At 64.9% G+C, this 25,208-nt stretch carries 24 protein-coding genes and 1 pseudogene; 12 read left to right on the top strand and 13 right to left on the bottom strand.

Translation table 11 applies throughout. The features are described 5' to 3' along the window. The first annotated feature begins 76 nt into the window (after positions 1-76). Together AArcCO_RS05490 and AArcCO_RS05485 are read left to right on the top strand one after the other, a co-directional pair. On the top strand, positions 77-2,434 hold the full coding sequence (locus AArcCO_RS05490) for an amino acid permease (RefSeq protein WP_259535455.1): 2,358 nt from the start codon (positions 77-79) through the stop codon (positions 2,432-2,434). A 96-nt stretch (positions 2,435-2,530) separates the two neighbouring features. Further along, on the top strand, positions 2,531-3,823 hold the full coding sequence (locus AArcCO_RS05485) for a tRNA (N(6)-L-threonylcarbamoyladenosine(37)-C(2))-methylthiotransferase (RefSeq protein WP_259535453.1): 1,293 nt from the start codon (positions 2,531-2,533) through the stop codon (positions 3,821-3,823). Positions 3,824-4,077: 254 nt separating this feature from the next. On the opposite strand, the gene AArcCO_RS05480 is transcribed toward AArcCO_RS05485, so the two are convergent. Beyond that, positions 4,078-4,293 (bottom strand): helix-turn-helix domain-containing protein, encoded by a 216-nt coding sequence (locus tag AArcCO_RS05480; RefSeq protein ID WP_259536531.1) that lies wholly within the window; start codon positions 4,291-4,293, stop codon positions 4,078-4,080. 89 nt (positions 4,294-4,382) lie between these two features. On the opposite strand from AArcCO_RS05480, the pseudogene AArcCO_RS05475 reads away from it, so the two are divergent. The 3 genes and pseudogenes from AArcCO_RS05475 to AArcCO_RS05465 form a co-directional block, all read left to right on the top strand. Beyond that, positions 4,383-4,520, top strand: a pseudogene (locus tag AArcCO_RS05475) (DNA-directed RNA polymerase subunit M); the annotation flags it as partial. A gap of 69 nt (positions 4,521-4,589) precedes the next feature. Beyond that, positions 4,590-5,591: a VOC family protein gene (locus AArcCO_RS05470; protein ID WP_259535451.1), complete on the top strand. Its 1,002-nt coding sequence runs from the start codon at positions 4,590-4,592 to the stop codon at positions 5,589-5,591. An 82-nt stretch (positions 5,592-5,673) separates the two neighbouring features. Continuing rightward, positions 5,674-7,038: a HEAT repeat domain-containing protein gene (locus tag AArcCO_RS05465; protein WP_259535449.1), complete on the top strand. Its 1,365-nt coding sequence runs from the start codon at positions 5,674-5,676 to the stop codon at positions 7,036-7,038. Positions 7,039-7,089: 51 nt separating this feature from the next. On the opposite strand, the gene AArcCO_RS05460 is transcribed toward AArcCO_RS05465, so the two are convergent. Continuing rightward, complete coding sequence (locus AArcCO_RS05460; protein WP_259535447.1) at positions 7,090-7,503, bottom strand: universal stress protein; 414 nt, start codon at positions 7,501-7,503, stop codon at positions 7,090-7,092. A gap of 25 nt (positions 7,504-7,528) precedes the next feature. After that, complete coding sequence (gene pcm, locus AArcCO_RS05455) at positions 7,529-8,128, bottom strand: protein-L-isoaspartate O-methyltransferase (RefSeq protein ID WP_345780899.1); 600 nt, start codon at positions 8,126-8,128, stop codon at positions 7,529-7,531. A gap of 109 nt (positions 8,129-8,237) precedes the next feature. Between pcm and AArcCO_RS05450 the strand changes: the two genes are divergently transcribed. Beyond that, a complete protein-coding gene (locus AArcCO_RS05450; RefSeq protein WP_259535443.1) occupies positions 8,238-9,932 on the top strand; it encodes a phospholipase D-like domain-containing protein in 1,695 nt (564 codons plus the stop codon). Between the two features lie 35 nt (positions 9,933-9,967). On the opposite strand, the gene AArcCO_RS05445 is transcribed toward AArcCO_RS05450, so the two are convergent. After that, positions 9,968-11,872 carry a Hef-associated nuclease gene (locus tag AArcCO_RS05445; protein ID WP_259535441.1) on the bottom strand — a complete coding sequence of 635 codons (1,905 nt, stop codon included), beginning with the start codon at positions 11,870-11,872 and terminating at the stop codon, positions 9,968-9,970. A gap of 119 nt (positions 11,873-11,991) precedes the next feature. Between AArcCO_RS05445 and AArcCO_RS05440 the strand changes: the two genes are divergently transcribed. Both AArcCO_RS05440 and AArcCO_RS05435 read left to right on the top strand, forming a co-directional pair. Beyond that, positions 11,992-12,486, top strand: coding sequence for a JAB/MPN domain protein-containing protein (locus AArcCO_RS05440; RefSeq protein ID WP_259535439.1), 495 nt, complete (start codon positions 11,992-11,994; stop codon positions 12,484-12,486). Further along, the gene (locus AArcCO_RS05435) at positions 12,483-12,935 is read left to right on the top strand and encodes an FAD synthase family protein (RefSeq protein ID WP_259535437.1); all 453 of its coding nucleotides are present in this window, start codon (positions 12,483-12,485) and stop codon (positions 12,933-12,935) included. The genes AArcCO_RS05440 and AArcCO_RS05435 overlap by 4 nt, the downstream gene beginning before the upstream one ends. Positions 12,936-12,962: 27 nt before the next feature. On the opposite strand, the gene AArcCO_RS05430 is transcribed toward AArcCO_RS05435, so the two are convergent. The 3 genes from AArcCO_RS05430 to AArcCO_RS05420 all read right to left on the bottom strand — a co-directional run bounded on the left by AArcCO_RS05430 (position 12,963) and on the right by AArcCO_RS05420 (position 16,226). Beyond that, the gene (locus AArcCO_RS05430; RefSeq protein ID WP_259535435.1) at positions 12,963-14,090 is read right to left on the bottom strand and encodes a Gfo/Idh/MocA family protein; all 1,128 of its coding nucleotides are present in this window, start codon (positions 14,088-14,090) and stop codon (positions 12,963-12,965) included. A gap of 10 nt (positions 14,091-14,100) precedes the next feature. Next, the gene (locus AArcCO_RS05425) at positions 14,101-15,072 is read right to left on the bottom strand and encodes a sugar phosphate isomerase/epimerase family protein (RefSeq protein WP_259535433.1); all 972 of its coding nucleotides are present in this window, start codon (positions 15,070-15,072) and stop codon (positions 14,101-14,103) included. A 92-nt stretch (positions 15,073-15,164) separates the two neighbouring features. Then, complete coding sequence (locus AArcCO_RS05420; protein ID WP_259535431.1) at positions 15,165-16,226, bottom strand: Gfo/Idh/MocA family protein; 1,062 nt, start codon at positions 16,224-16,226, stop codon at positions 15,165-15,167. Between the two features lie 120 nt (positions 16,227-16,346). On the opposite strand from AArcCO_RS05420, the gene AArcCO_RS05415 reads away from it, so the two are divergent. Beyond that, positions 16,347-16,730, top strand: coding sequence for a DUF4870 domain-containing protein (locus AArcCO_RS05415; RefSeq protein WP_259535429.1), 384 nt, complete (start codon positions 16,347-16,349; stop codon positions 16,728-16,730). A gap of 15 nt (positions 16,731-16,745) precedes the next feature. On the opposite strand, the gene AArcCO_RS05410 is transcribed toward AArcCO_RS05415, so the two are convergent. From AArcCO_RS05410 to AArcCO_RS05395, 4 genes are read right to left on the bottom strand one after another with little or no spacing between them, the layout of a single operon-like run. Continuing rightward, a complete protein-coding gene (locus tag AArcCO_RS05410) occupies positions 16,746-17,873 on the bottom strand; it encodes an ABC transporter ATP-binding protein (protein ID WP_259535427.1) in 1,128 nt (375 codons plus the stop codon). Between the two features lie 3 nt (positions 17,874-17,876). After that, complete coding sequence (locus tag AArcCO_RS05405; protein ID WP_259535425.1) at positions 17,877-18,914, bottom strand: carbohydrate ABC transporter permease; 1,038 nt, start codon at positions 18,912-18,914, stop codon at positions 17,877-17,879. After that, a complete protein-coding gene (locus tag AArcCO_RS05400; protein WP_259535423.1) occupies positions 18,911-19,921 on the bottom strand; it encodes a carbohydrate ABC transporter permease in 1,011 nt (336 codons plus the stop codon). The genes AArcCO_RS05405 and AArcCO_RS05400 overlap by 4 nt, the downstream gene beginning before the upstream one ends. A 15-nt stretch (positions 19,922-19,936) precedes the next feature. Then, positions 19,937-21,391: a substrate-binding domain-containing protein gene (locus tag AArcCO_RS05395; RefSeq protein ID WP_259535421.1), complete on the bottom strand. Its 1,455-nt coding sequence runs from the start codon at positions 21,389-21,391 to the stop codon at positions 19,937-19,939. A 170-nt stretch (positions 21,392-21,561) separates the two neighbouring features. Between AArcCO_RS05395 and AArcCO_RS05390 the strand changes: the two genes are divergently transcribed. Next, positions 21,562-22,359 carry a DUF8054 domain-containing protein gene (locus tag AArcCO_RS05390; protein WP_259535419.1) on the top strand — a complete coding sequence of 266 codons (798 nt, stop codon included), beginning with the start codon at positions 21,562-21,564 and terminating at the stop codon, positions 22,357-22,359. A gap of 109 nt (positions 22,360-22,468) precedes the next feature. On the opposite strand, the gene AArcCO_RS05385 is transcribed toward AArcCO_RS05390, so the two are convergent. Together AArcCO_RS05385 and AArcCO_RS05380 are read right to left on the bottom strand one after the other, a co-directional pair. Beyond that, on the bottom strand, positions 22,469-23,524 hold the full coding sequence (locus AArcCO_RS05385) for an HTH-type sugar sensing transcriptional regulator TrmB (RefSeq protein ID WP_259535417.1): 1,056 nt from the start codon (positions 23,522-23,524) through the stop codon (positions 22,469-22,471). A 110-nt stretch (positions 23,525-23,634) separates the two neighbouring features. Next, entirely contained in the window at positions 23,635-24,375 is a 741-nt protein-coding gene (locus AArcCO_RS05380) for a proteasome assembly chaperone family protein (RefSeq protein ID WP_259535415.1), read from the bottom strand. A gap of 115 nt (positions 24,376-24,490) precedes the next feature. On the opposite strand from AArcCO_RS05380, the gene AArcCO_RS05375 reads away from it, so the two are divergent. Next, entirely contained in the window at positions 24,491-24,784 is a 294-nt protein-coding gene (locus AArcCO_RS05375) for a 50S ribosomal protein L21e (protein WP_259535413.1), read from the top strand. Between the two features lies 1 nt (position 24,785). Further along, a complete protein-coding gene (locus AArcCO_RS05370) occupies positions 24,786-25,142 on the top strand; it encodes an RNA polymerase Rpb4 family protein (RefSeq protein WP_259535411.1) in 357 nt (118 codons plus the stop codon). Positions 25,143-25,208 lie beyond the last annotated feature (66 nt).

Raw genomic sequence — 25,208 nt, 5'->3', positions numbered from 1 at the left:
GAACGAACCAGAGGATTGATCGACGATCGGCGCGCTGAACCGAACTTTTGGGGCGGTACAATCGAGGTGAAAGAGCGTGGCTGACGAAGAACTCGCAAAGGACCTCGGCCTCCTGTCGGCGCTGATGATCGGGATCGGCACGATGATCGGCGCCGGAATCTTCGTGCTCCCGGGACTTGCGGCACAGGAAGCGGGGCCGCTGGTCGTCGTCTCGTTCGTCATCGGGGGGATCATCGCGATGATCAACGCCCTGTCGGTTTCGGAGCTGGGGACTGCGATGCCGAAAGCCGGCGGGGGATATTACTACGTCAACCGCGCGCTCGGACCGATGTTCGGCTCGATCGCCGGGCTCGGCGACTGGATGGGGCTCGCGTTCGCCTCCGCCTTTTATGCGATCGGGTTCGGACAGTATCTCGCCGAACTGCTGACGCTACCGTCCATCCTGTTTTTAAACGAGATCCAGGTCGGGGCGCTGCTGGCGGGGATCGTCTTCGTCGGTGTGAACTACATCGGAGCGAAGGAGACCGGCGGCGTCCAGACGATCATCGTTCTGACGCTTCTAGCCATACTCGGTATCTTTGCGGTCGCGGGATGGCTCTCGTTCGACTGGGCGGTTCTGACTGGCGACGGCGGGCTCGTTCCGCTGGGCTACGGGGAACTGCTGCCAGCGACGGCGATCGTCTTCGTCTCGTTCCTGGGGTATGCGAAGATCGCGACAGTCGCCGAAGAGATGAAAAACCCCGGACGGAACCTCCCGATCGCAGTGATCGGTAGTGTCGCGTTCGTCACCGTCGTGTACGCAATCCTCGTTACCGTGATGCTCGGGGTCGTGCCCTGGCCGGAGCTGAGTGTCGAAGCGCCCGTCGCACAGGCGGCACTGGTGGCGTTTCCCGAATCGATCGGACCGATCTCGGGGGTCGCGGGGGCAGCTGCGACCGTCATGACGCTCGGCGCGCTGCTCGCGACCGCCTCCTCGGCGAACGCGTCGATCCTCTCGTCGGCCCGGATCAACTTCGCGATGGGCAGAGAAAAGATCGTCACCGACTGGCTCAACGAGATCCACCCTAGCTATTCGACGCCGTACCGTTCGATCCTGCTTACGGGAAGCATGATCATCATCTTCATCGCACTGCTCGGGCGGGATCTCGAGATCCTTGCGAAGGCGGCGTCGGTGCTTCACCTGATCGTCTACGCGTTGATGAACACCGCCCTGATCGTGTTCCGCGAGGCCGACGTTCCGGAGTACGATCCGGACTTTACGGTTCCGCTGTATCCGGTCACCCCGATCCTGGGTGCTGTGTTGTCGCTCGGACTGATCGGATTCATGGACGGCCTCGAGATCGCCCTCTCGATTGGGTTCGTTCTAGCGGCTGTCGCGTGGTACTTCATCTACGCGCGGAAACACACCGAACACCAGGGCTACCTGGGCCAGTACATCAGCGAACGCTCCGAAGAGCTTCCGGAAGCGGCGGTGTCGGCAGCCTCGAAAGTCGAACCCGAACAGGCGAACTACCGGGTGATGGTGCCGCTCGCGAACCCGCGGACCGCAAACGATCTGCTCGAACTCGCCGCCGTGATGGCGAAGGCACGCGGCGGCGTCGTCGAGGCAGTCCACATCGTCACCGTCCCCGATCAGGTGCCGCTTTCGGCCGGTGCAGAGCGGATCGAACAGCTCGACGCCGAATCCGAGCGCCTGCTTTCGGACGCGACCGACGAAGCCGAGACCTTCGGAGTCGACATCGAAACCAGGACCGTCATCTCACACAAGTCCTTCGAAGAAATCTTCGATGCAGCGGAGACCGGCGAGGCCGACCTGGTCGTGATGGGATGGGCCGATCAGCCGTTCTGGTCGTCGGGTCGCGTCGAGCGCGGGCTGGACGAGCTCACCCGGAACTTACCGTGTGACTTCCTCGTACTGCAGGACACCGGATTCGACCCGAGTCACGTGCTCGTCCCGACCGCCGGCGGGAGCGATTCCGATCTCTCGGCGGAGGTGGCCCGCACACTCAAGGAAGGACGCGACGCGACCGTCGAACTCCTGTACGTCGTCGACGACGAGGAGGAACGCGCGGCCGGCGCACAGTTCCTCGGTGAATGGGCGCAGAAAAACGGTCTCGGAGGTGCGGAACTGAGCGTCGACACGGGTGGCGACATCGAGAGCGCGATCGGACGCCACTCCGAGGAGGCCACGATGGTGATCATCGGGGCGACCGAACGGGGGCTGCTCTCGCGGCTTCTCCGCGGATCGCTGGTGTACAGCATCGTCGACGAGGTCGACTGCTCGGTGTTGCTCTGTGAGCGTCCCCGGCGCCGGTCGCTCAGGGAACGGCTGTTCGGACGGAAATTCGATTCGGATTCCGGCCCCGAATCCGAAGCCGATTCGGATTTCGAAGTCGATGCCGAAGCCGCTTTGGACACCAAACCCGAAGAGTAGTTGGATCGTTGTGGTTTCGCCCTCGTTCTGTCTCGCAGTTCATTCACGCTGATCCGCCGAACTTTTGCTCGTCCGCCACCAACAGGAGGTACTCCGATGGCGACGTATCACATCGAGACGTACGGCTGTACGTCCAACCGCGGGGAGAGCCGCCGCATCGAGCGGGCGCTCCGCGACGGCGGCCACCGGCCAGCCGACGGCCCGGACGAGGCCGACGTCGCCATCCTCAACACCTGTACCGTCGTCGAGAAGACCGAACGGAACATGCTCCGGCGGGCCGAAGAACTCGCAGACGGTACCGCCGACCTGGTCGTAACCGGCTGCATGGCCCTCGCACAGGGCGAGCAGTTCCGCGAGGCCGGAATCGACGCGGAGATTCTCCACTGGGACGAGGTGCCGTCGGCGATCCTCAACGGGGAGTGTCCGACGACGACGCCCGACACCGAGCCGGTACTCGACGGAGTCGTCGGGATCCTCCCGATCGCCCGGGGCTGTATGAGCAACTGCTCGTACTGTATCACGAAGTTCGCGACCGGTCGGATCGACTCCCCGCCGGTCGAGGAGAACGTCAGGAAGGCGCGGGCACTCGTCCACGCCGGCGCGAAGGAGATCCGGGTCACCGGCCAGGACACCGGCGTCTACGGCTGGGACACCGGCGAGCGGAAGCTGCCGGAGCTGCTCGATCGGATCTGTGCGATCGACGGCGAGTTCCGCGTCCGACTGGGCATGGCGAACCCGGGCGGTGTCCACGGAATCGCCGAGGAACTCGTCGACGTCTTCGCGCGCAACCGGAAGCTGTACGACTTCATCCACCTGCCGGTGCAGTCGGGCAGCGACGAGGTGCTGGAGGAGATGCGGCGACAGCACCGCACGAAGTACTTCCGGGAGATCGTGGAGACGTTCGACGATCGTCTCGACGAGTGGACGCTCTCGACGGACTTCATCGTCGGCTTCCCGACGGAAACCGACGCCGACCACGAACAGTCGATGGAACTGCTCCGTGAGGTGCGTCCAGAGAAGATCAACGTCACCCGGTTTTCGAAGCGTCCCGGCACCGACGCCGCCGAGATGAAGGGGTTGGGCGGGACGATCAAAAAGGAGCGGTCGAAGGAGATGTCCGAACTGAAGCGGCGCGTCGTCGGCGAGGCGTACGAGTCGATGGTCGGCACCAGGCGGACCGTCCTCGCGGTGCGGCCGGGCACCGGCGACTCGGTGAAGTGCCGCGACAGCGCCTACCGCCAGATCATCGTCCAGCGAGCCGACGAACGTGGCGTCGAACCTGGTGACGTGTTCGAGGTCGAAGTGACCGGCCACAACACGATGTACGCGCTGGGACGACCCGTCGGCCGAGAGGAGAACCCGACGGCCGGTGCAGCCGACGCCGCGTGACTGCCGGAAGGAACCTCTCTGGCACAAAGAATTATTACGTAAATTCGAATACGTCTACATATGCCCGAGTGCCAAAACTGTGGCTCGTTCGTCACCCGGTCGTACGCACGCGTGTTCACTCCAAACGACGTGGAGGATCCGCGAGCCTGTCCGAAGTGTGAAGACGTGGTACGCGAGGGCGCTACCGTCAGGAAAGCTCGTTCGAAGCGCCGATAGCTGCGGTGGTCTCGGTCAGTTCTCGGTCCGACAGAACATCAGGTGAGGACGTACTCGTCCGTCCGCTGCCCGACGAGCCCCTCCTCCCTGAGCGTCTTCAGGATGCCGTACAGCGAGAGTTTCTTCATCCCGAGGCTCTCCTGGAGTTCGGTGATCGTCGCACTCCCGTGGGTCGACAGGTACAGATACACTAGTTTCGCCTGTGGCGACTGTAGCTCCGTTGGAACCCGCTTTGTCGGCCGCGAGGTCTGCATCATCGTTCGACGAAATGAGTTCGACGATAATAAATCCCCATTTCAACGTTTGTCGAAATGCCGTACTCTGCATCGAGTGTGGTCCGATGATGCACACGGAGGGGGACACGTGGGTGTGTCGCTCCTGTGAGAACGAGGGCTCGCGGGACTCGCAAGCAGAAGCGGCGATGGCGACCCAGGATGGACAGCGGGACGACGGGACACCCGCCGTGGCCGACGCGACCCAGAGCCCCGCCGAGACGATATAACACCACTGTCGGCGCGGATTGAAGTCCCTCCGACACGTAACCGTCTCCATGACTGATCCGACGCCGACCCCCGGAATCCATCACGTCACCTGTATCGCCGGCGATCCACAGCGGAACCTCGACTTCTGGGTCGAGACGCTCGGGCTCCGGCTCGTCAAACGCTCGATCAACCAGGACGACCCCAGCACCTACCACTTCTTTTTCGCCGACACCGAGGGCACCCCCGGGACGAGCATGACGTTTTTCCCGTGGGAGAACCTCTCGCAGGGGAAGGTCGGCTCGGGACAGATCGCCCGGACCGCCTTCCGGGTTCCCGAAGGGAGCCTCGACTACTGGGAGGATCGATTCGATCGGTACGACGTCGCGTACGACGACCGGCTCGAACGCTTCGGCGAGACCGTCCTCCCGTTTAGGGATCCGGACGGACTGCCGGTCGAGCTAATCGCAGTCGAGATTCCGTCGGACGATCCCACCGTTCCGTGGACCGAGTTCGTCCCCGAGGAAGCCGCGATCCGAGGGTTCCACTCGGTGACGCTGTGGCTCGCAGATCCGGAGCCGACGGAAGAACTGCTCGAGACGATGGGGTTCGAAGCGGCCGGCACCGAACAGGCACAGGGCGACACGCCCGGAGACGAGCGGACCCGATTCGCCGCGACCGGGCCCGTCGGCAAGTACGTCGACGTACTTTCGACGGTCGAGAGCGGGCGTCCAGGACACGGCACCGTTCACCACGTCGCGTTCCAGACCCCGACCGACGAGGATCAGGAGGCGATGCGTGCGACCGTCCAGTCGGCGGGACTCCGGCCGACCGCACAGATCGACCGCCACTGGTTCCGGTCGGTGTACTTCCGGGAATTCGGGGGCATCCTGTTCGAACTCGCCACGAACGGCCCCGGATACGACAGCGACGAACCGCTCGAGGATCTCGGCGGCCGTCTCGTTCTCCCCGGCGAGTTCGAGCGCCGTCGGGAAGCCATCGAATCCGAACTCGCTGACGTGACGATCCCCCGCGCGGCGGCGAACGCCGAGGACAGCGCCGAGGGAACCTGAAACTCCGCAGGACGGGCCGCCACCGACCGCGGTCACCGGCAAGCGAAACGCCCTTATGGATGTCACGCAGATTTCCCGTTATATGAGCGAAGACGCCGACGCGGGCGAGGACGCCGACGCGGCGGAGGAAACCGACGCGGGCGAGACCCAGGAGGAACCGGAACTCATCGGGGAACTCCGCGAGCTGCTCGACGCCGTCCAAGCGGCGCTCGAGGACGCGGAGACGGAAGCCGACCTCGACGACGTCGAGGCGGACCTCGACGGAGTCGAAAGCGACCTCGAGGGCGTCGAACTCCCGGAAGAAGAAGAGGAAGAGGGGGGCGAGGAAGACGACGAAGACGACGGACCGTCCCCGGTCGAGGAACTCGAAGACCGGATCGGCGACCTCCGAGATGGGATCGAGGACGCTCGCGGGCCGTACGGCGAGGACGTCGTCGACGCGGTCTCCGGCGCCCGGTCGACCCTCACCGGAACTCGGTGGACGGAAGACGGCGTCCCCGAGGTCGAGGCCGCCGTGTCGGCGTTCCTCGAGGTGGTCGGCGGGACGCTCGACGCCTCGTTCGCGATCGACGGCGACGGAGAGTCGGACGCCGGCGAGAACTCCGACGGGGCGCTCGCGGCCGCGCTCCAGTCCGTCGAGGAGGCGGTCGAAGACGCCGAACTCGACGCCGACGACGACGCCGAGACCATCGCGTCGCTACTCGAAGCCGTCGAAGAGCTGGAGGCGGGGCTCGAGGACGCCGAAGAGTGGAGCGACCTCGAGACCAGAGATCAGCTCGCAGCCGAAGGGTACTACGACGTGCTCGGCCACTACAAGGACTATCCCGTGGAGTGGTCGGCGCTCAAGGAACACGAACAGCGCGGCAACGTCGACATGGTGCTGCTCGCGTTGAACTCCCTCCAGTCGGATTTCATGGAGGAACACTGCCTGGAGGCGCTCGAACGGATGGGCCGGATCGCCGCCACCGACGAGGCCATCGAGGAGATGCTCGGGCTCGCGAACCGGCGGAACCACGACGCGATCCGGATCCTCGGGAAGATGCGCGCCGAGAAGGCCGTCGACACGCTGGTGGAGTACGTGGATCCCGACAACGACGCGAAGCTACAGAAGGTCACCCTGAAGGCGCTGGGGGAGATCGGCTCCCCGGAAGCCGTCCAGCCGATCGCGAACCACCTGGCGGCGGGGGAGGCAGACGTGCGCCCGGTGGCTGCGCGTGCGCTCGGCTTCATCGGCGACACCCGGGCGATTCAGCCGCTGTCGGAGACGCTCGAAACTGACGACGACGACACCACCCGGGCCGCCGCCGCGTGGGCACTCAGACAGATCGGCACCCGCGAGGCGCTGGAGATCGCCGCCGAATACGACGACGAGCGCTCGTTCCTCCTCCAGACGGAGGCCGAAAAGGCGCAGGCGACGCTCGGCGAGGAACCCGAACCGACTGCCTGAGCCGCGTTTCTGAGAGCCGCTCGTCGACAACGATAACCGACGATCGTCGGCTCACCTCGCGACCGTCACCGGGACTGGCGACCGACGAACCACCGTTTCTGCGACACTTCCCAGCAGCACCCGCGCGGCTCCGGTCCGGCCGTGACTGCCGATGACGACCTGTTCGACCTCCTCGAGACCCGCGTACTCGACGATCACCCGGGCCGGACGCCCGAATGCGAGTTCGGTCTCGACGTCGAAACCGCGTTCTTCTCCCAGCCGCTGTGCGTCCGCAAGCAGCGCCTCCGCGTCCTCCTGGTGGCCCTCGATCGCCGCGTCGATGTTGCCGAGCCCACCGGCGAGGACGCTCCGCTGGGGGTCCAGCACGTGCAACACCAGAAACGCCGCGTCCGGATGATCCGTATACGCGAGTTCCAGCGCCTCCCGAGACGGATCGGAGTCGTCGATCGGAACCAGGATCACCATACCGACAGTTCGGCGGCTGAGGTAATCAAACGTCCGGCCCCTGCATGGTGACGAACTGAACCGGCCCACAGTCGAGACGATCGAGCGAGCCGTCCTGAAGCTTCGTTGCCAGCACGAGCCGCTGATCGGCCAGGCCGATCGGTGCGAGCAGGAGCCCCTCCGTGCGGACCTGCTCGACGACCGCGTCGGGGAACGTCCGGTCGGCACAGGTCAGATACGCTTTGTCGTAGGGTGCGTGTTCGGGCCAGCCCTCGCGGCCGTCCCCGACGCGGATCGACACAGCGCCGTATCCCAGCTCCGTGAGCCGTTCGCGCGCCGCGTCGGCGAGTTCGGCGTCGATCTCGACCGTGTAGACGTTTTCGGCGCCGACGATCTCGGCAGTCACCGCGGCGTGGTAGCCGCATCCGGTGCCGACCTCCAGCGTCCGATCCCCCGAAGCGAGCGCGAGGTGATCGCACATCTCCGCGACAATCCCCGGCGCGCTGATCGTCGCGCCGCCGCCGATGGGTAGCGGCCGATCCGCGTACGCGAGATGACGCCACCGCTCGGTGACGAATGCGTGGCGGGGGACCACACGGAGAGCGTCAGCCGTCGTCTCGAGTTCGGGATCGATCGCCTCGACCATCCGTTTCCGTGCCGATTCGAACTCCACAGTCGGTACACGGGTGCTGGAAAATAAGCGCTTGTGTCGACTGCCTCCCGCCACTTATCTGCGATACCGAGCCAGCACCGTTATGGCGTATCGGAACGGCGCTTCGCTTCCGTCAGACGGACTCCGTCCGGGGACGGTCGTCGCGCTTCTCGCAGTCGGGCTCCTCGTCGTCGCACTCCTGGGCACAGTTCCTGCGGCGTCCGGCACGTCGAACGGAACTGGGACGGTCGAAAATCGTAGTTCCGACGCCACTAAAGCGGACGCTCGGATCCTCGAAGCGTACCCCAACCCGCACGCGGACGGCGACCCTGGGGAGTACGTGGTCCTCGAGGTGCCGACCGACGGGAACTGGACGCTGACCGACGGAACGACGACCGTCGAGATACCCGACCGGACGGGACGGTTCGCCGTCTCGACGGAGCCGGAGATCGCGGCCGAGTTCGCCGAAGTACCCGTGTACGGTCTCGAGGGGCGGCTCAGGCTGGCCGACGACGGCGAGACGCTGCGCCTCTCAGAAAACGGCACCACGAAAGACGAAATCTCGTACGGACGCGCACCGGTCGGCGCCCGGTGGCTCCGCGAGGACGGCGAGCTGGTTCGGGAGCCGGACGCCGACGGCGGCTGGCGTGCGGACGGGTTCCGTCCCCGGAAGCCGGAGAATTTCGAGAACGTTTCGGGCCGTGCGTTCGTCCTGCCCGACGCCCCGGGCGAGCCCGTGGCGCCGATCCGCGAGGCCGACGACAGAGTGTACCTCGCCGCCTACACGCTGGAATCCTGGCGGCTGGCGGACGCGCTGGCCGCAGCAGCCGAGCGTGGGGTGACCGTGCGAGTGCTCCTCGAGGGGAGCCCTGTCGGCGGCGCCACGGAGACGCAGGCCGCAGTGCTCCGGTTCCTGGACCGACAGGGGATCGACGTCCGGGTGCTCGACGGTGAGTACACGCGATACACGTACCACCACGCGAAGTACGCCGTCGCCGACGACACGGTGGTGGCGCTCACGGAGAACTGGAAACCCTCCGGGACTGGCGGCGCGTCGAACCGAGGGTGGGGGGTCCGGGTGGACGATAGGAACGTCGCCGCCTCCGTGGCGGAGGTGTTCGAACACGACTCCGGCTGGCGTGACGCCGTCCCCTGGACGGAGTACCGGGCCGGCGCGACCGTTCGCGAGGGCACCAGTGCAAACGAGAGCTACCCGGAGCGGTTTCCGACTGCGGAGTTCGACGAGGCGACCGTCAGGCTCATGCTCGCGCCCGACAACGCCGAGTCCGAACTGGAGGCCATGATCGACGGCGCCGACGAACGGGTGGCGGTCGTGGTTCCACGGACGGGCGGTACCGGCTACAGGCTTCTGGAGGCGGCGATCGGCGCGGCCGAGCGGGGTGTAACAGTCAGGCTGCAGCTTTCAGGTGCGTGGTACGACCGGGAGGAAAACGAGGCGCTCGTCGAGGAGCTGCGCGGGCTCGACGTCGGCGAGGGGGAACTCGACGCCCGGATCGTCGAGCCCCGGGGGCGGTTCGACAGGGTCCACGCCAAAGGGGCCGTGATCGACGACACCGCCGTGGTCGGCTCGCTCAACTGGAACGAGCACGCCGGATCGCGGAACCGTGAGCTCCTGCTCGCGGTGGAGAACCCGGCGATCGCGGAGTTTTACTGGCGAGTCCTCGCCGCCGACTGGCACGGCGGGAGCTTCCGGACGCCGGTCGGGTTGCTGGGCGGATTTGCGGCCGTTACACTCGTGGGGGGTGAGGTCGCCAGGCGCCGAGTTCGCTTCGCCTGATCGAAAAGCAGTCGCCCTGTCGGAGCCGACTCCGCTTACTCCGGGGTCGCCGCCGACGAGAGCGCCTCGTCGAGTTCCGCGTCAGCCATCTTCTCGACCAGGGCGTCGATCACTTCCGATCGCCGACCCTTCACGAACTTGATCGAGCCGACGACGAGGTGACCGCCGCCGGAGACGCCGCTTCCAGGGAGCTCCTCGTTCAGTTCGGTCACCATCTGGGGGATGTCGAGCCGGACGCCGTCCGACCGGAGCACCGCGAAGTCCGGGCCGTAGCCGATCGTGATTACCGGCTCGCCGGTTTCGGTCACCTTCCGATCGTGGAGGTTGCCTGTCGTCTTCCCCGGCGCAGGATAGGTGAACCGGTGGGCGAAGTTGTCGAGGTCGACGCGATAGAGGTGCGCGCCGGAGGCGAGCCGCTCGTGTTCCACGTGTGGTTCCAGCGCCGCGAGCTGTTTGTCGACGTCCCGCCGGGATCGGCTCGCGAGGAACGCCACGAGCTCGCGGTGCCGTTCGTCGTCGTCGCAGCCGACGTTGAGCGCGTCGTTGACGAGCGTTTCGCCGTCACTGTACCGCAGCAGGTGGGCGGCGTAATCCAGCGCCTCGCTGATGTCGACGAGATCATCCCGGTCGTATCCGGCCTCCCCGGCGAGGGCGATGTACTCGTCCATGACCTCCGCTTGCGACCGGTCGGAAATCCCGGCAATCGCGGGGACGTGTTCCAGCTCGTCACCGAGGTCAGCCGCGAGCATCCGCGCGAGTTCGACACACATCATTCCGGTCGTGATCCGGTAATCCTCCCCGTGGAGATACGGGTTCACGTGGGCGTCGAGCAGCGGCTCGACCGCGTCCGGGTCCGGGTGGTGGTGGTCGACGACCGCTATGGGGATGTCGTAGTGAGCCAGGTTTTCGTAGGCAGGGACGTCCTCCTCGGTGGAGCCGTTGTCGAGCATCAAAAGCAGGGGCAGCTTCTGTCCGTGGCGGGCGCGCCCCTCGAGTGCGAAGTTGAGATCGCGGGTGACGTCCTCCATCTCGTAGAACGGCGCCTTGCTCGGCAGCCGCTTGAACAGATGTCTCGGCGCGTCGGGGTCGCCGTGGACCGTCCGGATCAGCTCCTCGAGTGCGTACTGCACCGGGATCGCCGCGCACATCCCGTCGCCGTCCGCGTGGTGACGGACCCGGATCGGCCGTCCTTCGAGAACCGTCCGTCGGAGCAGGCGCGCGAGCTCCCGGAGGTCCTCGCGGATCGGCTCGAACGCCCCCCACTCGACCAGCGGCTCGACGTCGATCGGTTCGGCGCGTTCGTCGATCCGCTCCTCGACGGTTTCCGCCACCGTTCGAGCGCGTTCGTCGGCCAGCCCGGACAGGTCATCGACCTCGACCTGCCGGCTTCCCTGGTGGTTCTCGACGGAGCCGGCGATCCGAACCGGATCCTCGAGTGAGATCTCGGGGGACGCCCGCACGCCCGCCTCCTCGAAGGCCGCACAGGGAACGATCCCTGTGCCGTCGTTGACGTGGAAGATCGTCGGCCCGTCGGTCTGTTTGATCTGGACGACGAGTCCTTCGATCGTCACCTCGGCGCCGGGCGAGAGCGTCCCGACGTCGGTGATCTCCGGCTCGTGCTCGACGGCTTCGGTACGATAGTCGTCCGGATGGACGACGTCGAAGGCGACGTCGCCGTTCTCGCGTACCTCCTCGAGTTCGACGATCAACCGGTCGCCGACGGCGTAGCGTTCCTCGAGGTTCGACTCGTGGATCAGGCCCGAAACGACGTCGGAGACGTCGACGAATACACCGTAGTCGACGACGCCGTTGACGACGGCGTGGTAGTAGGAACCCTCCGATACGTCCTCGAGCGTGCAGTCCGGAGAGAGATCGAACACAGTCGGTGCGGAACTCGAATCGTCCCGCTCGCCGGAATCCCCGGCGATTTCGTCTGTCATGTCCCGCGATATGGCGGTGACAGAGGTAAGCGTTATTATCCGTCCCTCCGGCCGGACGCGCCGGCGCGGGACGGAACGCGTCCGGAATCCTTAGGAGGCAACGACTCCGAAGGCCGTACATGCGCCTGTTCCGGTCGCGCGAGCTCCTCGGGATCGCCCGGGAGACGATGGAGTTCATCCTCGAGGCCTCCGAGGAGACACATCCCAACGAGTACATGGGTTTCCTCCGCGCGGAGGACGCCCGCAAGTTCGACCTCGACCGTGACGGGCAGGTGATCACCGACGTGCTCGTCATTCCGGGCACGGTTTCGAACCCGATGAGCGCGACCGTGAAGACCAACATGAAGCCGAACGACATCCGGAGCGTCGGCTCGGTCCACTCGCATCCGAACGGCGTGCTCCGCCCGAGCGACGAGGACCTCATGACGTTCGGCCAGGGCCAGGTCCACATCATCGTCGGCGCCCCGTACGGCTGGAGCGACTGGCGGGCGTTCGACAACGAGGGCGAACGGACGAAGCTCGACGTGCTCGACGTCAAACTCCCCGAAGAGCAGTTCTTCGATTTCACCCAGGAGGAGATCGACGCCGAGCTCCGAAACGAGGAGTACAAATGAGCGGCGAGAACGGTTCCGTCGACCGGGTCGTCGCGCAGGGAACCTTCGACCTCCTGCATCCCGGTCACGTCCACTACCTCGAGGACGCCGCGACGTACGGCGACGAACTGCACGTCATCGTCGCCCGTCGAGAGAACGTCACCCACAAGGATCCCCCTGTGCTCCCGGACCGGCAGCGTCGCGACGTCGTCGCCGCCCTCTCGGTCGTCGACGAGGCACATCTCGGCCACCCCGAGGACATCTTCGTCCCGATCGAACGGATCGACCCCGACGTCATCGTGCTGGGCTACGACCAGCACCACGACGCCAACTCCATCCGAAAAGCCCTGCGCGACCGGGGGTTCGACTGTCGGGTGGAGCGTGCCACCCGGCGCGAACCCGACTACGATGGAGAGATCCTCTCTAGTACTGCCATCGTCGAGCGAATCATCGACGAGCGGTGTCCCTGAGACTCGACGGGCACGGAAGCGGGACGATCACTCCACATCCTCGATTGCGACCCATTCACCGCGGTCGTCGCTTTCCTGGATCGCCGCAAGCACCTGCTGGACCCGATATGCCTCCGAAAACGACGGCGAGAACGCCTCGCCGTCGGCGACCGACGAGAGGAACTCGTAGTTTTCGTGGACGAACGTGTGTTCCCAGCCGATCACGTGTCCCGGGGGCCACCACCGGTCGACGTACGGATCCGTCTCGTCGGTGACGAGGATCGTCTCGTAGCCGCGGTTCCCCTCGCGCATCACCTCGAGTTCGTTCAGCCGCTCCAGGGAGAACCGGAGGCTCCCCGCCGAACCGTGGATCGCGATCGAGTGGTCGTTTTTGTGTCCGGTGGCGAACCGTGAGGCCTCGAATGTCCCGACCGCCCCGTTCTCGAACGCCGCCTGTGCGGAGTAGGCGTCGTCGACCGTCACCGGCCGCGTTCCGTCCTCGCCGGGCATCGGGCGCTCGTCGACGAACGTCTGTAGGTGGCCCGAGATCCGTTCGATTTCGCCGGTGACCTCACCCACCAGGAACCTCGCCAGATCGATCGTGTGTGCCCCCAGATCGCCGAGCACGCCCGAACCCGCGAGCTCCTCGTCCAGCCGCCACACCCACGGCGCCTCCGGATCGACCAGCCAGTCCTGCAGGTAGCTCCCCCTGACGTGGTGGATCTCCCCGAGTTCGCCGTCCTCGATGAGCCCCTTCGCGTACTGGATCGCCGGCAGGAACCGGTAGTTGAAGGCGGCGCCGGCGACAGCCTCGCTGTCTTCGGCAGCGTTTCGCATCCGTTCTGCCGCCGCGAGCGTGGGCGCGAGCGGTTTCTCACACAGCACGTGGGTATCGGCCTCGAGCGCTGCGATCGACGGCTCCGGGTGGAGGTGGTTCGGCCCCAGATTGTAGAGGACGTCCACCTCGTCCACGACCGCACGCCAGTCGGTCGCGGTCCGATCGAACCCGAACCGGTCTGCTGCATCGGCGAGCGTTTCCTCGTCGCGTCCGATCAGTACGTCCCGGCGCACGTCCGGCGCGTCCGGGAAGAACATCGGCAGGCGTGCGAGCGCATTCGAGTGGGCCTTGCCCATGAACCGGTACCCCAGCATTCCGACGGTAAGTGTGTCAGTCACGTGAATCACCTCACTCCGCCCAGTAGGCCTCCCCGGGCGTGGTGTCGAAGACCGCGCGTTCGAGGACGTCGACGGCCTTTTCGAGTCCCTCCATCGAGGACGTCAGCGAGTCCTCGTGTTCGATCGACAGTGCGCCCTCGTAGCCGACCATCCGGAGCGTGGAGACGACGTCCTTCCAGTGTTCCTCCCCGTGGCCGTAGCCGATCGATCGGAACAGCCACGACCGGTTCACTTCGTCGGTGTAGTCGGCAGTGTCGAGGACGCCCTTCTCCCGGGCGTTCGCCTCGTACACCCGGGTGTCCTTGGCGTGGACGTGGTGGATCGCGTCCGCCTCCCCCAGCAGGCGGATCGCCTCGGTGACGTCGATCCCCTGCCAGTAGAGATGCGAGGGGTCGAAGTTCGCACCCACCCGTTCGTTCGTCTCCTCGCGGAGTCGGAGCATCCCACGGGGTTCATACACCAGCATGTTCGGGTGCATCTCGATCGCGAGATCGACCCCGTGTTCGTCGGCGAACGCTGCCAGGTCCTGCCAGTACGGGATCGCGACCTCGTTCCACTGGTAGTCGTGCGCCTCCGTGTGCTCGGTCGGCCACGGCGCAGTCACCCAGTTTGGCACCTCGTCGTTCGGTCCGCCCGCGGGCAGTCCCGAAAAGCAGGTGACGGTTCCCACTCCGAGGTGGTCGGCGAGCCGGATCGCTTCGCGCAGTTCGGTGTCGGCCGCCCGCGCGCGGTCCTCGTCGGGGTGCAACGGATTGTTGTGCGTCGCGAGCGCGGAGATCCGCAGGTCGTGCTCCGCCAGTTGGTCCTGGAGCCTGGATTGAGCCGCTTCGTCCTCGAGGGTCGCCTTTCGATCCACGTGATCCTCCCCGGGCCAGCCGCCGACGCCCAGTTCGACGGCGTCGACGCCGAGCTCCGCAAGCGCCGCGAACGCCTCGTCTCTCGATCTGTTCCCGAGCGGAACGGTGAGTACGCCGATTTCCATGTCATAATGGTGTACTACGTGACGAATAAATCTTCAGTCCGGCTCGCTCCAGTGGGCACCTGAACGCAGTGTCGCACCGGGCACGCCGCTTTTCAGTCGAGTCGGACGCTCCGTCCCGCTTCGGCCGACCGATAGATCGCGTCGACGATTCGCTGTACCTGGAGCCCCTCTTCGACGGTGTTTCGGGCCGGCGGCTCCCCGGCCGCGACCGCCTCGAGAAACGCCCGTTGTTCTGCCGCGTACGCGTCCCGCGACTGGGTCGTAATTTCCGTGTCCGCCAAGTGGTTGCCGCCGCCGGGATCGGCCTCGTACATCGTCAGCTCGTCGCTCCCGAGGTCGAACGACGCGCCGGCGTCGATGCCGCGGACGAACATCTCTCTGGTGTCGGGACGATTCGCCGCCCAGGCGACCTCCAGCGAGATCGTCGCCCCGTCTGCAGTCCGGAGAAACGCCGTCGCCGAGTCTTCGACGTCGAACCCGCCCGGGCCGCAGTCCTCGCCCCACATCTCGACGAACGCGTACTCGTCGCTGGTACCGAATTCCGCACGTGTCTGGCCGGACACCTCCACGACTGTCGGGTCATCCAGCAGGTGCAAGGCGAGATCGAGCGCGTGGACGCCGACGTCGACGAGTGCGCCGCCGCCGGCGACGTCCAGATCGGTGAACCACGACCCACGTCCGGGGATGCCGCGCCGCCGCAGGAAGTTCGCCTCGACGTGCGTGAGGTCGCCGAACCGTCCTTCACGCTGGTAGTGTTTGAACACCTCCGTCGAGCCCGCAAACCGATTGTGAAACCCGACCATACAGAAACCGTCCGCCTCGGCGGCAGCGTCGGCGATCCGTTCTGCGCTTTCGAGGGTATGTGCAAGTGGCTTCTCTAGCAGGACATCCGTCCCCATCTCGAGAGCCCGGACCGCGTACTCCTCGTGGAACCTGTTGGGCGTGGTGACGAGGACGGCGTCGACGCGTTCGAGGAGTTCGTCGACGTCGCCGTCCGTCGGGACGTCGAACCGCTGTGCGAATTCGGTGCGTGCGTCCGCGTCGATGTCCATGCCGCCGACCAGCTGTGCGTCAGATTCCCGGAGGCGTTCGGCGTGATGTGTACCGATGCCGCCCAGACCCACGACGCCGACGCGAACGTCTTCGAGGCTCATGAACGTCGATTAACTACGTCGGTTGTTAAATATCACGTTCGGGCGGGCGGATGTGAGAACACGGGAAACCGAACGGAGTAATTATTTGTTCGGAGAGGAACGTCCCGAACGAGCCGTTTCATGAGCGACCATCCCGATCCGGCCAGGTCGACAGTGCTCGGACTGGACCGGAACCTGGCGGGTGCGCTCGCCTACTCGGTCACGTTCCTCACCGGGCTCGTCTTCTATCTAGTGACCGACGACGAGTACGTCCGGTTTCACGCCGCACAGAGCGTCGTTGCGTTCGGGAGCGTATTCGCACTCGTCCTCCTGTTCGAACTGCTCGGCGCACTCCTGGGAACCGTGTCGGCGCTCGAGGCAGGGGTGTCCGCTGCCGTCACGCTCGTGTCCTCGGCGCTGGGGCTCGCCGCGTTCGTCCTCTGGCTGCTTTTGATGGTGAAAGCCGGCCGGGGTGAACGGTTCAAACTCCCTCTCCTCGGGACAGTCGCAGAACGATTCGTCTGAACGTCGGCCGTCGGACTACGTCAGTCCGTGGGTGATCGCCTCGCCGCTTCCGGTGTCGAAGACGTGGATTTTGCTCCGGTCGGCAACGATCTCGACGTCCTCGCCCTCCGTGATGTCGGTGTCTGGAGGGAGGCTAACGAGCAGCTGTCCCTTCCCGCGCCCCTCCGCGCTCGCTTCGACCTCGCGGTCGAACAGCAGATACACGAACAGCTCGTCGCCCATCGGTTCGAGAACGTCGACCACGGCGTGCATCGTGTCCGTCGGCGCCGTCGCCTTCTCTCGACCCCGGGCGAGATAGACGTCCTCGGGGCGAACCCCGAGCGTCACGTTCTGGCCCGATTGGACGCCCTGTGTGTCGGGATCCATCGGAACCGAAACGTATTCTGAACCGAACCCGTCGGTGCCGATCTCGCCTTCGATGAAGTTCATCGACGGCGAGCCGATGAAGCCGGCGACGAAGAGGTTCTTCGGCTCGTTGTAACACTCGAGCGGCGGGGCGACCTGCTGGAGTTTGCCGGCGTTGATGACCGCGATGCGATCGGACATCGTCATCGCCTGCGCCTGGTCGTGCGTGACGTAGATGATCGTCGTATCCAGCTTGCGGTGGAGCCGCTGGAGCTGGGTGCGCATGTGGACCCGAAGTTCGGCGTCGAGGTTCGCGAGCGGCTCGTCCATCAAGAACACGTCGGGTTCGCGCACGATGGCGCGGGCGATCGCCACGCGCTGGCGCTGGCCACCGGACATTTCCTGGGGCATCCGGTCCATCATCCCCTCCAGCTGAACGATGTCGGCCGCCTCCTCGACGCGCCGGTCGACCTCCTCCTGGTCGTACTTCCGGAGCCGGAGGCCAAACGAGATGTTGTCGTACACGTCCATGTGGGGAAACAGCGCGATGTTCTGGAAGACCATCGAGATCCCCCGGTCCTTCGGCGGGAGGTCGGTGACCTCGCGGTCGCCGATGTAAACGCTGCCTTCAGTGGGGAGCGTGAGCCCGGCGATCGTTTCCATCGTCGTCGACTTCCCGCAGCCGGAGGGGCCGACCAGCGTGAGAAACTCGCCGTGTTCGACCTCCAGGTTCATGTCTTCGACCGCCGTTACGTCCTCGTACCGTTTCGTGATGTTCTCGAGTTTGACTGATCCCATAGGTTACTCCTTGACCGCCCCCGCGGTCAGTCCGCTGACGATCTTTTCCTGTGCGACGATCACCAGTATCGCCACCGGTAACACGGCGACGATACTCGCGGCGGCCATGAGGTTGAACAGCACCTCGAACTCGCCCTGGAACCGGAGGATCCCCTCGAGCATCGGCGCCCAGTTCTCGTGGCGACCGTCCGTCATCAACGAGGAGAAGAAGTACTCGTTGTAGACGGCGATGAACGTCAACACGCCGGCGGTTGCGACTCCCGGGGCCGAAAGCGGGACGATGACCCGAAAGAGCGCACCCAGCCGGGTCGTCCCCTCGACGCGTGCGGCGTCCTCGAGCCCGTCGGGGATCTGCGAGTAGAACGTCATCAGGATGAAGATCGACAACGGGAGGAAAATCGCCGACAGCGGGACAAAAATCGCGTATGGCGTGTTGTACAGCGATCCGTCTGCCATGACTGGCCGGAGAACGTCGATGTTCCGGTTGAACAGCCGGTTGAGCGGGACGAAGAACGCCGCCGGCGGAAAGAACGAGGTGACGAGCACCAGCAACAAAAGCGGGTTCTTCCCCCGGAACCGGAGCCGGCCGAACACGTAGCCGGCCAGACTCCCGACGAACAGCACGATCACGGTCGCCAGAACGGCGATCAGGAAGCTGTTGAAGACGTACCGGTGGAACGGAAGCCGCTGGAATATTTCGACGAACGCCAGGACGTTGAAGTCGGCCGGGAGTCCGACCGGAACCGCCAGGGTCGCGTCGATCAAGGGAAGTTCGATGTCCGCCCGCGGTGTTCCGCCGGGCGTCAAAACCCCGGTGTCGCCCAGCTGTGCGCGCGGTGTGACCGCCAGCACGAACAGCCAATAGAAGGGGAAAAGCGTGGTGACCAGGAAGACGATCGTCGCGGTGTAGAAGGCTGCACGGTAGGCGCGATCCGGATTCGAGATCATCCGTGCCGCCCACGCCTCGACGACTCCCCGGTCGAGCTCCGGCTCTTCGGGACGTTGCTGTGCAGCGAGGTCTGGATGTTCGTCGTCGCTCATGATATCCCTCCGTCGGTGTCACGAAGTCCCCACAGGTAGACGATCACCAGCAGCCCGATGACCACCGCCGTCAGGAACGCGACCGCGGAGGCGGTCGCCCACCGACGGGTCTCCTGCAGTGAAATGATGACCAGACAGGTCAACGACGGTACCGTCTGACAGCCGGCCGTCGCGTCGATCAGTCCGTAGATGCGCATCGCGTCCATCGTCCGGAACAGCATCGCGACCAGAAGTGCCGGCATCACCAGCGGCAACGTAATGAACTTGAACCGCTGCCACGGGGAGGCGCCCGATACCTTTGCGACGTCGTAGAGACCCCGGTCGATGCTTTGAAGCCCTGCGAGGATGAGAAGCGCCATGAACGCCGCCGTCTTCCAGATGTCCGCCACGAGCACGATGATAAACGAGTCGCGGCTACTGGCGAGCGGATTGTCCCCGAAAACGCCGAGCCACTGCATGAAGTCGGTGCCGAAGCCGATCGTCGGATTGAAGATCAAAAAGAAGATCATCGCCTGGATGACGATCGGGATCGCCCACGGGATGATGATGGCGACGCGCACCCACCGGCGGCCGTAGAAGTCCTGGTCGATCACGAGCGCCTGACCGAAGCCGATCAGCGTCTCGAACAGCACGCTGATGATCGCGAACGCGAGCGTCACCATGATCGCCTGCCGGAGAAACGGCGTGCCGAGTTCGACGAACGGGAACTGACCGGTGAACACGATGTCGATGAACTGTCGCGGAATCCGGGCCTCGCCCGACAGCAGCGCGACGTAGTTGTCGAGGCCGACGAATTCGCCGAACGGATCCGCAGCAGCGACCTCGTCTGCCAGCAGCGAGAACCGGAACGTCTCCACGAGCGGATAGAACGCGATCACGCCCAAAAGGAGAAACGACGGAAGCAACAGAATGTAGGCGTACACCTCTTCGCTGCGGGTTTCGAGCCAGTCGAGCGGACGGGAGAGGAGACGGCCGGATCCGCGTTCGGTCTGTGAATCGGGAGACATCCGGCTCGGCCCTCGTTAGGCTTCCTCGGTCGTCTCGAGTTGATCCTCGAGTTCGGCCATCGCTTCCTCCGGCGTCTTGTCGCCGAGGTACGCGTCGTGGATCTCCGAGGAGATGAGTGGCGACTGCTCGGGCCAGACTGCCGTCACGGGTCGCGGAACGGTGTTTTCGCCGACGACGGCCAGCGTGTCGAGGAACCGCCCCATCGGGCCCACAGCGTCGGGATCCGCCTGTTCGATGACGTCGGGGCTCGGCGGGATGTACCCGCCGAGCTCGAAGTTGCTCAGCATGACGTCCTCGCTGACGAACGCCTCCACGACCTGGATCGCCTCCTCGAGCTGTGACGTGTTCGGGTTGACCGTGAGATGCCAGCCACCCAGCGCGTGGGCCGTACCGCCCGTCCCGGCGTAGTTCCCCTGCCCCGCCTCGACGCCGTATGGAAGCGGCATCGCCGCGTGGTCCTCGAAGTCGAAGGCAGCGTCCTCGGCGTTGATCGGGATGACGTACGGCCAGTTCCGGTGGAAGATCGCGTTGCCGCCCGTGAACGGTTCCCGCGACGGCTCTTCGGTGAACTCGACGAGGTCCGACGTCGAGATCTTCGGGAAGTCCGGATGTGCGTTGTCGGCGTCGGGACCGTACATGAACGACCGCATCATCCGGAGCGCGTCGTGGACCGGCTCCTCGTTCACGGTGATCGGACGTTCGCCGACAGGGCCGAACAGGTTCTCGTGGTCCCCGAAGTACGCCCCACCCATCGACGTCATCAGTTCGTTGAACGTACAGCAGGAGGTCCCCTCGTAGTTGTCACCCTGCGTCGTGAACGCGTAATCGAACTCGTCTTCGCCGCCGTGATACTCCCAGACGTCGGCCGCCATCTCGGCGAACTCCTGCCAGGACATGGGCTCTGTCGCCCAGTTTTCTCCCTCCGGATCGTATCCCGCTTCCTCGACGAGATCCTTCCGGTAGTGCATCATCGGGTAATCCGGGAACAGCGGCACCCCGTAGAGGTCACCCGTCTCCGGGTGGCTCGCCGTGTCGACTGCTGCATCGAGGTAGTCGTTCTGGACCGTATTCAGGACGTCCGCCGACAGTTCCTCCTCCAGATTGACTATCTGTTCGCGAACAATAAACGGGATCGTCCACCCGGAGTCCATCATGAAGATGTCCGGGCTCCCACGACCTGCGTCCAGCGCCGACGTGAAGTCGGCGCGCCGTTCGCCCGTCTCGAAGTCACCCGGCAGGATTTCGACCTCGATCCCTTCGTCCAGACCGGCGTCGTACAGTGACTGGATCACCTCGTCCTCGATCTCCACCCACTCACCGTCCATCGTAATTTCGATCGGGCCATCGTCGTCGTCGCCGAGACAGCCCGCGACGCCGACCATCACGCCCGATGCTCCAGCCGCTTGCACGAACCGCCGCCGGGAGACGCCACTCCGTTTCGAATCGCGTTGGGGGTCAGTATCGACCATTACAGTTTCGTCGGTATGGACACCAGGCGTATATAGATTTGGGACATGTTACTACACCTGTTGTTGTTCTGTTTCAGAGATATTGTTCGGTGATCAGGGAGGGCGTCCACTCGATTTCGGGACTGCACCGTGGAGTCTTTTGTACGCCCGGCGGTAACCGTCCTGCAACCATGTCGGTACTCGAACGGGTTCGCAGGCCTGAGTACACCGGAGACAGTCGCTGTTGGCCCTGCACCGCGGTGAACACGGTCGTCGTCGGGGCCGCTTCGGTTCTCGCGGCACTCCTGTGGCTGCCGGCAGCACTTCCAGTGCTTCTGGGCGGACTGTTACTCGTGTACCTCCGCGGCTACGTAGTTCCGTACACCCCAAAGTTCGCGCCGAAACTGGTGGACCATCTGCCGATCGACGTCGGGCCAAACCACGGCCCCGGGGACGGCCCAGTGTCTGACTCGTTGACTGCAGACGACGTCGGCCCGGACCCGGAAGCGGTTCTCGGCGAGCTCCTGGAGGTCTGCATTCTCGAAGGCGACGAGGACCTCTCGCTCTCGGAGTCGTTCGAGGAAGACTGGACCGAACGGATGTCGGAACTGGCCGACGCCGACGAACGCGAGTTCCTCGACCGCGCCGCGGCGGCTGCACGCGGTGACGTCTCCGCCGAACGTCACGGCGATCGGATCCTGCTTGCCGGGGGGCGGGACGTCTGGCTGTCGCGGCCGGTCGCCATCGCGGAGACTGCAGCCGTCGAAGCGCTGGCGGACCGGGGAATCGACCCCGAAGTACGGACGGCGGCGGCACGACCGCTACGTCTGTTCTTGAAACAGTGTCCCGACTGCGGGGGAACCGTGGCGGAAACGACGGTCAGGCGCTGCTGTGGCGGTCCCGGGGGCGCTCGACGCCCGGAGCGCGAGGTGCTCGCGTGTGAATCCTGCGAGGTCGTCCTGTTCGAGTTCGACGAACCGGACCCGTAACAGGGGCACCGCGAGAACGGAGGAAACCATAATGGTTATTGTAGTGATTTACCGGTCGATCGGTCCATCCGATGGCCGATCGTCCGGTAACGACCGAGAATAATCAGTATCAGCCCAGCGACGGCACCGTATCCCTGTCGAGGAGGATCTCCTGGGCTTCGACCTCCTCGAGAGCGGCCACGAGGCCGCCGATCCGGACGCGATCACCAGCCTCGGTTTCGACGACGAACGACGCCACCTCCTCGCTTTCCTCGAAGGCGACGTCGACGACCTCACCCTCGACGTGGACGTTGTCGCCCGTTTCGACGTCCCGGCCCTCGATGGCCGCGTAGAACTCCCCGCCGAGTTCGCGCATGTCTTTTACGGCACGCCTGATCGAAGCGTAATGTCGCGGGAACGGTCGCTCCTTGCCGTCCGCCGCGAGGGTCTCTGCAGTCGTCCACAGCACGGTTCCGAAAAAGCCAGACACGAGGAACCCGAGCGCGGATCGGTTGAAGATGACGCCGTACCGGTCGCGATCGTCCCGCAGCGCGTCCTGAGTGGCGTACACCGAATGCTCCCCGTCGGCGACCGCGAGGATCGGCGTCGTGATCCCCCGTCGCGCCCGTGCGATCGTCGCAACCTCGAAGTAGTCGTACTCCCGCGGATCTGGCGCGCGCGACGCCGGCGTCACGAGCAGTTCCACGCTCACGCCGTCGTCGATTTTCTCCGCGAGCTCGTCGTGGAACCGACGCAACAGCTCCGGGGTGAGCGACAGGGCGAGCTCGTAATCGGCGTCGGCGATCACTTCTTCGAGATACCGGAGGATCGTCGAACGCGATTTGACAAGGGAGACCGCTTCCGTCTCCCGTGCGGGTGCCGTGTATCTGGCCTCCAGCTCGGCAACGAGCTCGCCGAACGATGCCTCCAGATCCCCGAAGGCGTCCTCCGGGTCCACCGCAACGATCTTCATCGGGCGGGACTCGCGCAGTTCGACCAGACCACGGTCGGAGAGACTCCGAACCGTGTCGTACACGCGCGGCTGTGGAATGTCGGTTCTGTCGGCGATCTCGCTGGCTGTAAGCTCCCCGCGCTCGAGAACGGTTAGGTAGGCCTCGATCTCGTACTCGCCGAGGTTGAACCGCTCGCCGAACCGTTCGAGGGTACTCCGGAGGTCGTCCGTCATGTCCGTAGCCTCGGAGCCGTCCGTAAAGAGTTTACTGGTATTCGAGTAACACCGGTTTTCGAAATCCAGTACACACGAACCCGTCGACAGCGATCGGAGAGGGCCGCCCGTCACATGTACATACGATCGTCGGGCATCTCGACCTCCTGGCGCTCGATCCGGTCGGCCAGTTCGGTGTAGTACTGTCTGACCTCCTCCGCGAACTGTTTGAGTGGTTCCGAATCCACACCGAGACCGTAGATGTCTTCGATGGTCTCGACGAGCCTGAGTGCGGCTTCGACGTCGACGGACTGGGGATGGACCGGTGTGACGAAGACGCCGACGCCCAGCGGCGAGTCGATCGCCTGCTCGATCAACGCCGCGTGGGCACCATCGAGGAACCCGGCCCCCATCGAGGGGACGTCACTCCCTTCGAGTCGACGGTTCCGGTAGTCGTCGGTCGCAATGAAGAACGTCCGGTGATCCTCGGGACCGTGCGCGATCGGAATCCCACTGAGGATCGCGATCTCCTCTGTGCCGTGCGATTCGGTCCAGTCGAGTATTTCAGTGGCGAACGGCTCGCCGAGGTACGGCGGGACGAACAGTTCGCTGACCAGGACAGTCACGTCGACATCCGGGCGGGAGAACAGCCGAATCGGATGTCTGGGACGGCCGTTCTCGAACGGCGTGATCGACGGCAACCCCTCGACCCGCACGTGACCGGTCTCCTCGAGTTCGAGGTGATCGACGAGATAGTCTGCCGCCGTCAAGCCCGCAAGACCGAGCGTCGAGAACCCGCCCAGGAGCGTCCGGCTCGGCTGTCGGTCGTGTGTGATCCGTACGTCCGCTTCCCGACGGAACATGCCAAACATGGGTTACAGTTCAGCGGGATGAAATATAGTCGTTCTGGCGCGTGGTAGGGCAACACGTCCGCGGATCGGGAACGCACCATTTATAATCGAACCCGAAGTAAAGGGTCGTACGATTATGCCGAGTTCGAATGGGCCCATGAAGGGAACGCGGAAAAAGCTCGCCAACCACCCCCGGGATCGGGGGCAATCACCGCCTCAGCGGGCGATCCAGGAGTACGAGGAGGGCCAGATGGTCCACCTCCGTATCGATCCGAGCGTCCCGAAGGGACGGTTCCACCCGCGGTTCAGCGGCCACACCGGCGAAGTGGTCGGAACACAGGGATCCGCCTACAAGGTGTCGATCACCGACGGCGGGAAGGAAAAAACAGTCCTCGCACATCCGGCTCACCTCCGCGCCCAGCAGGGGTAGTATGACGATATTCAAGGAGAAGCTCGACGAGGAGTATCTCACGGTCGCGGAGGCGAAAGAGTACCTCTCGCAGGTGGAGTCCGAGCGCGCACTGGAAGAGGACCGGGAGATGCGATACGAGTTGGCGCGCGCGCTCGAACACGTCAACCGGTACGCGTTCCTGGACCCCGAAGAGGCCCGCGAACTCGTCGAGGAGCTCCAGCAACTGGAGAAAGTCGACGAGAAGACCGCGATCAAGATCGTTGACCTCCTTCCGGAGGACCGGACGGAACTTCGCGCGGTGTTCGCCCAGGAACGGTACAGCCTCGACGGCGACGAACTCGACGAGATTCTCAACCTGATCGCAAAATACGCGTGATCGCGTCGACCGGACTGGCGGACGTGGGCTGTCGTCGGTCTTCTCGGGCGATTTTTTAAGTATCCC

This window comes from Halalkaliarchaeum sp. AArc-CO (genome assembly GCF_024972735.1).
Classification (GTDB): Archaea; Halobacteriota; Halobacteria; order Halobacteriales; family Haloferacaceae; genus Halalkaliarchaeum.
This window is presented reverse-complemented; position numbering and strand designations above follow the sequence as displayed.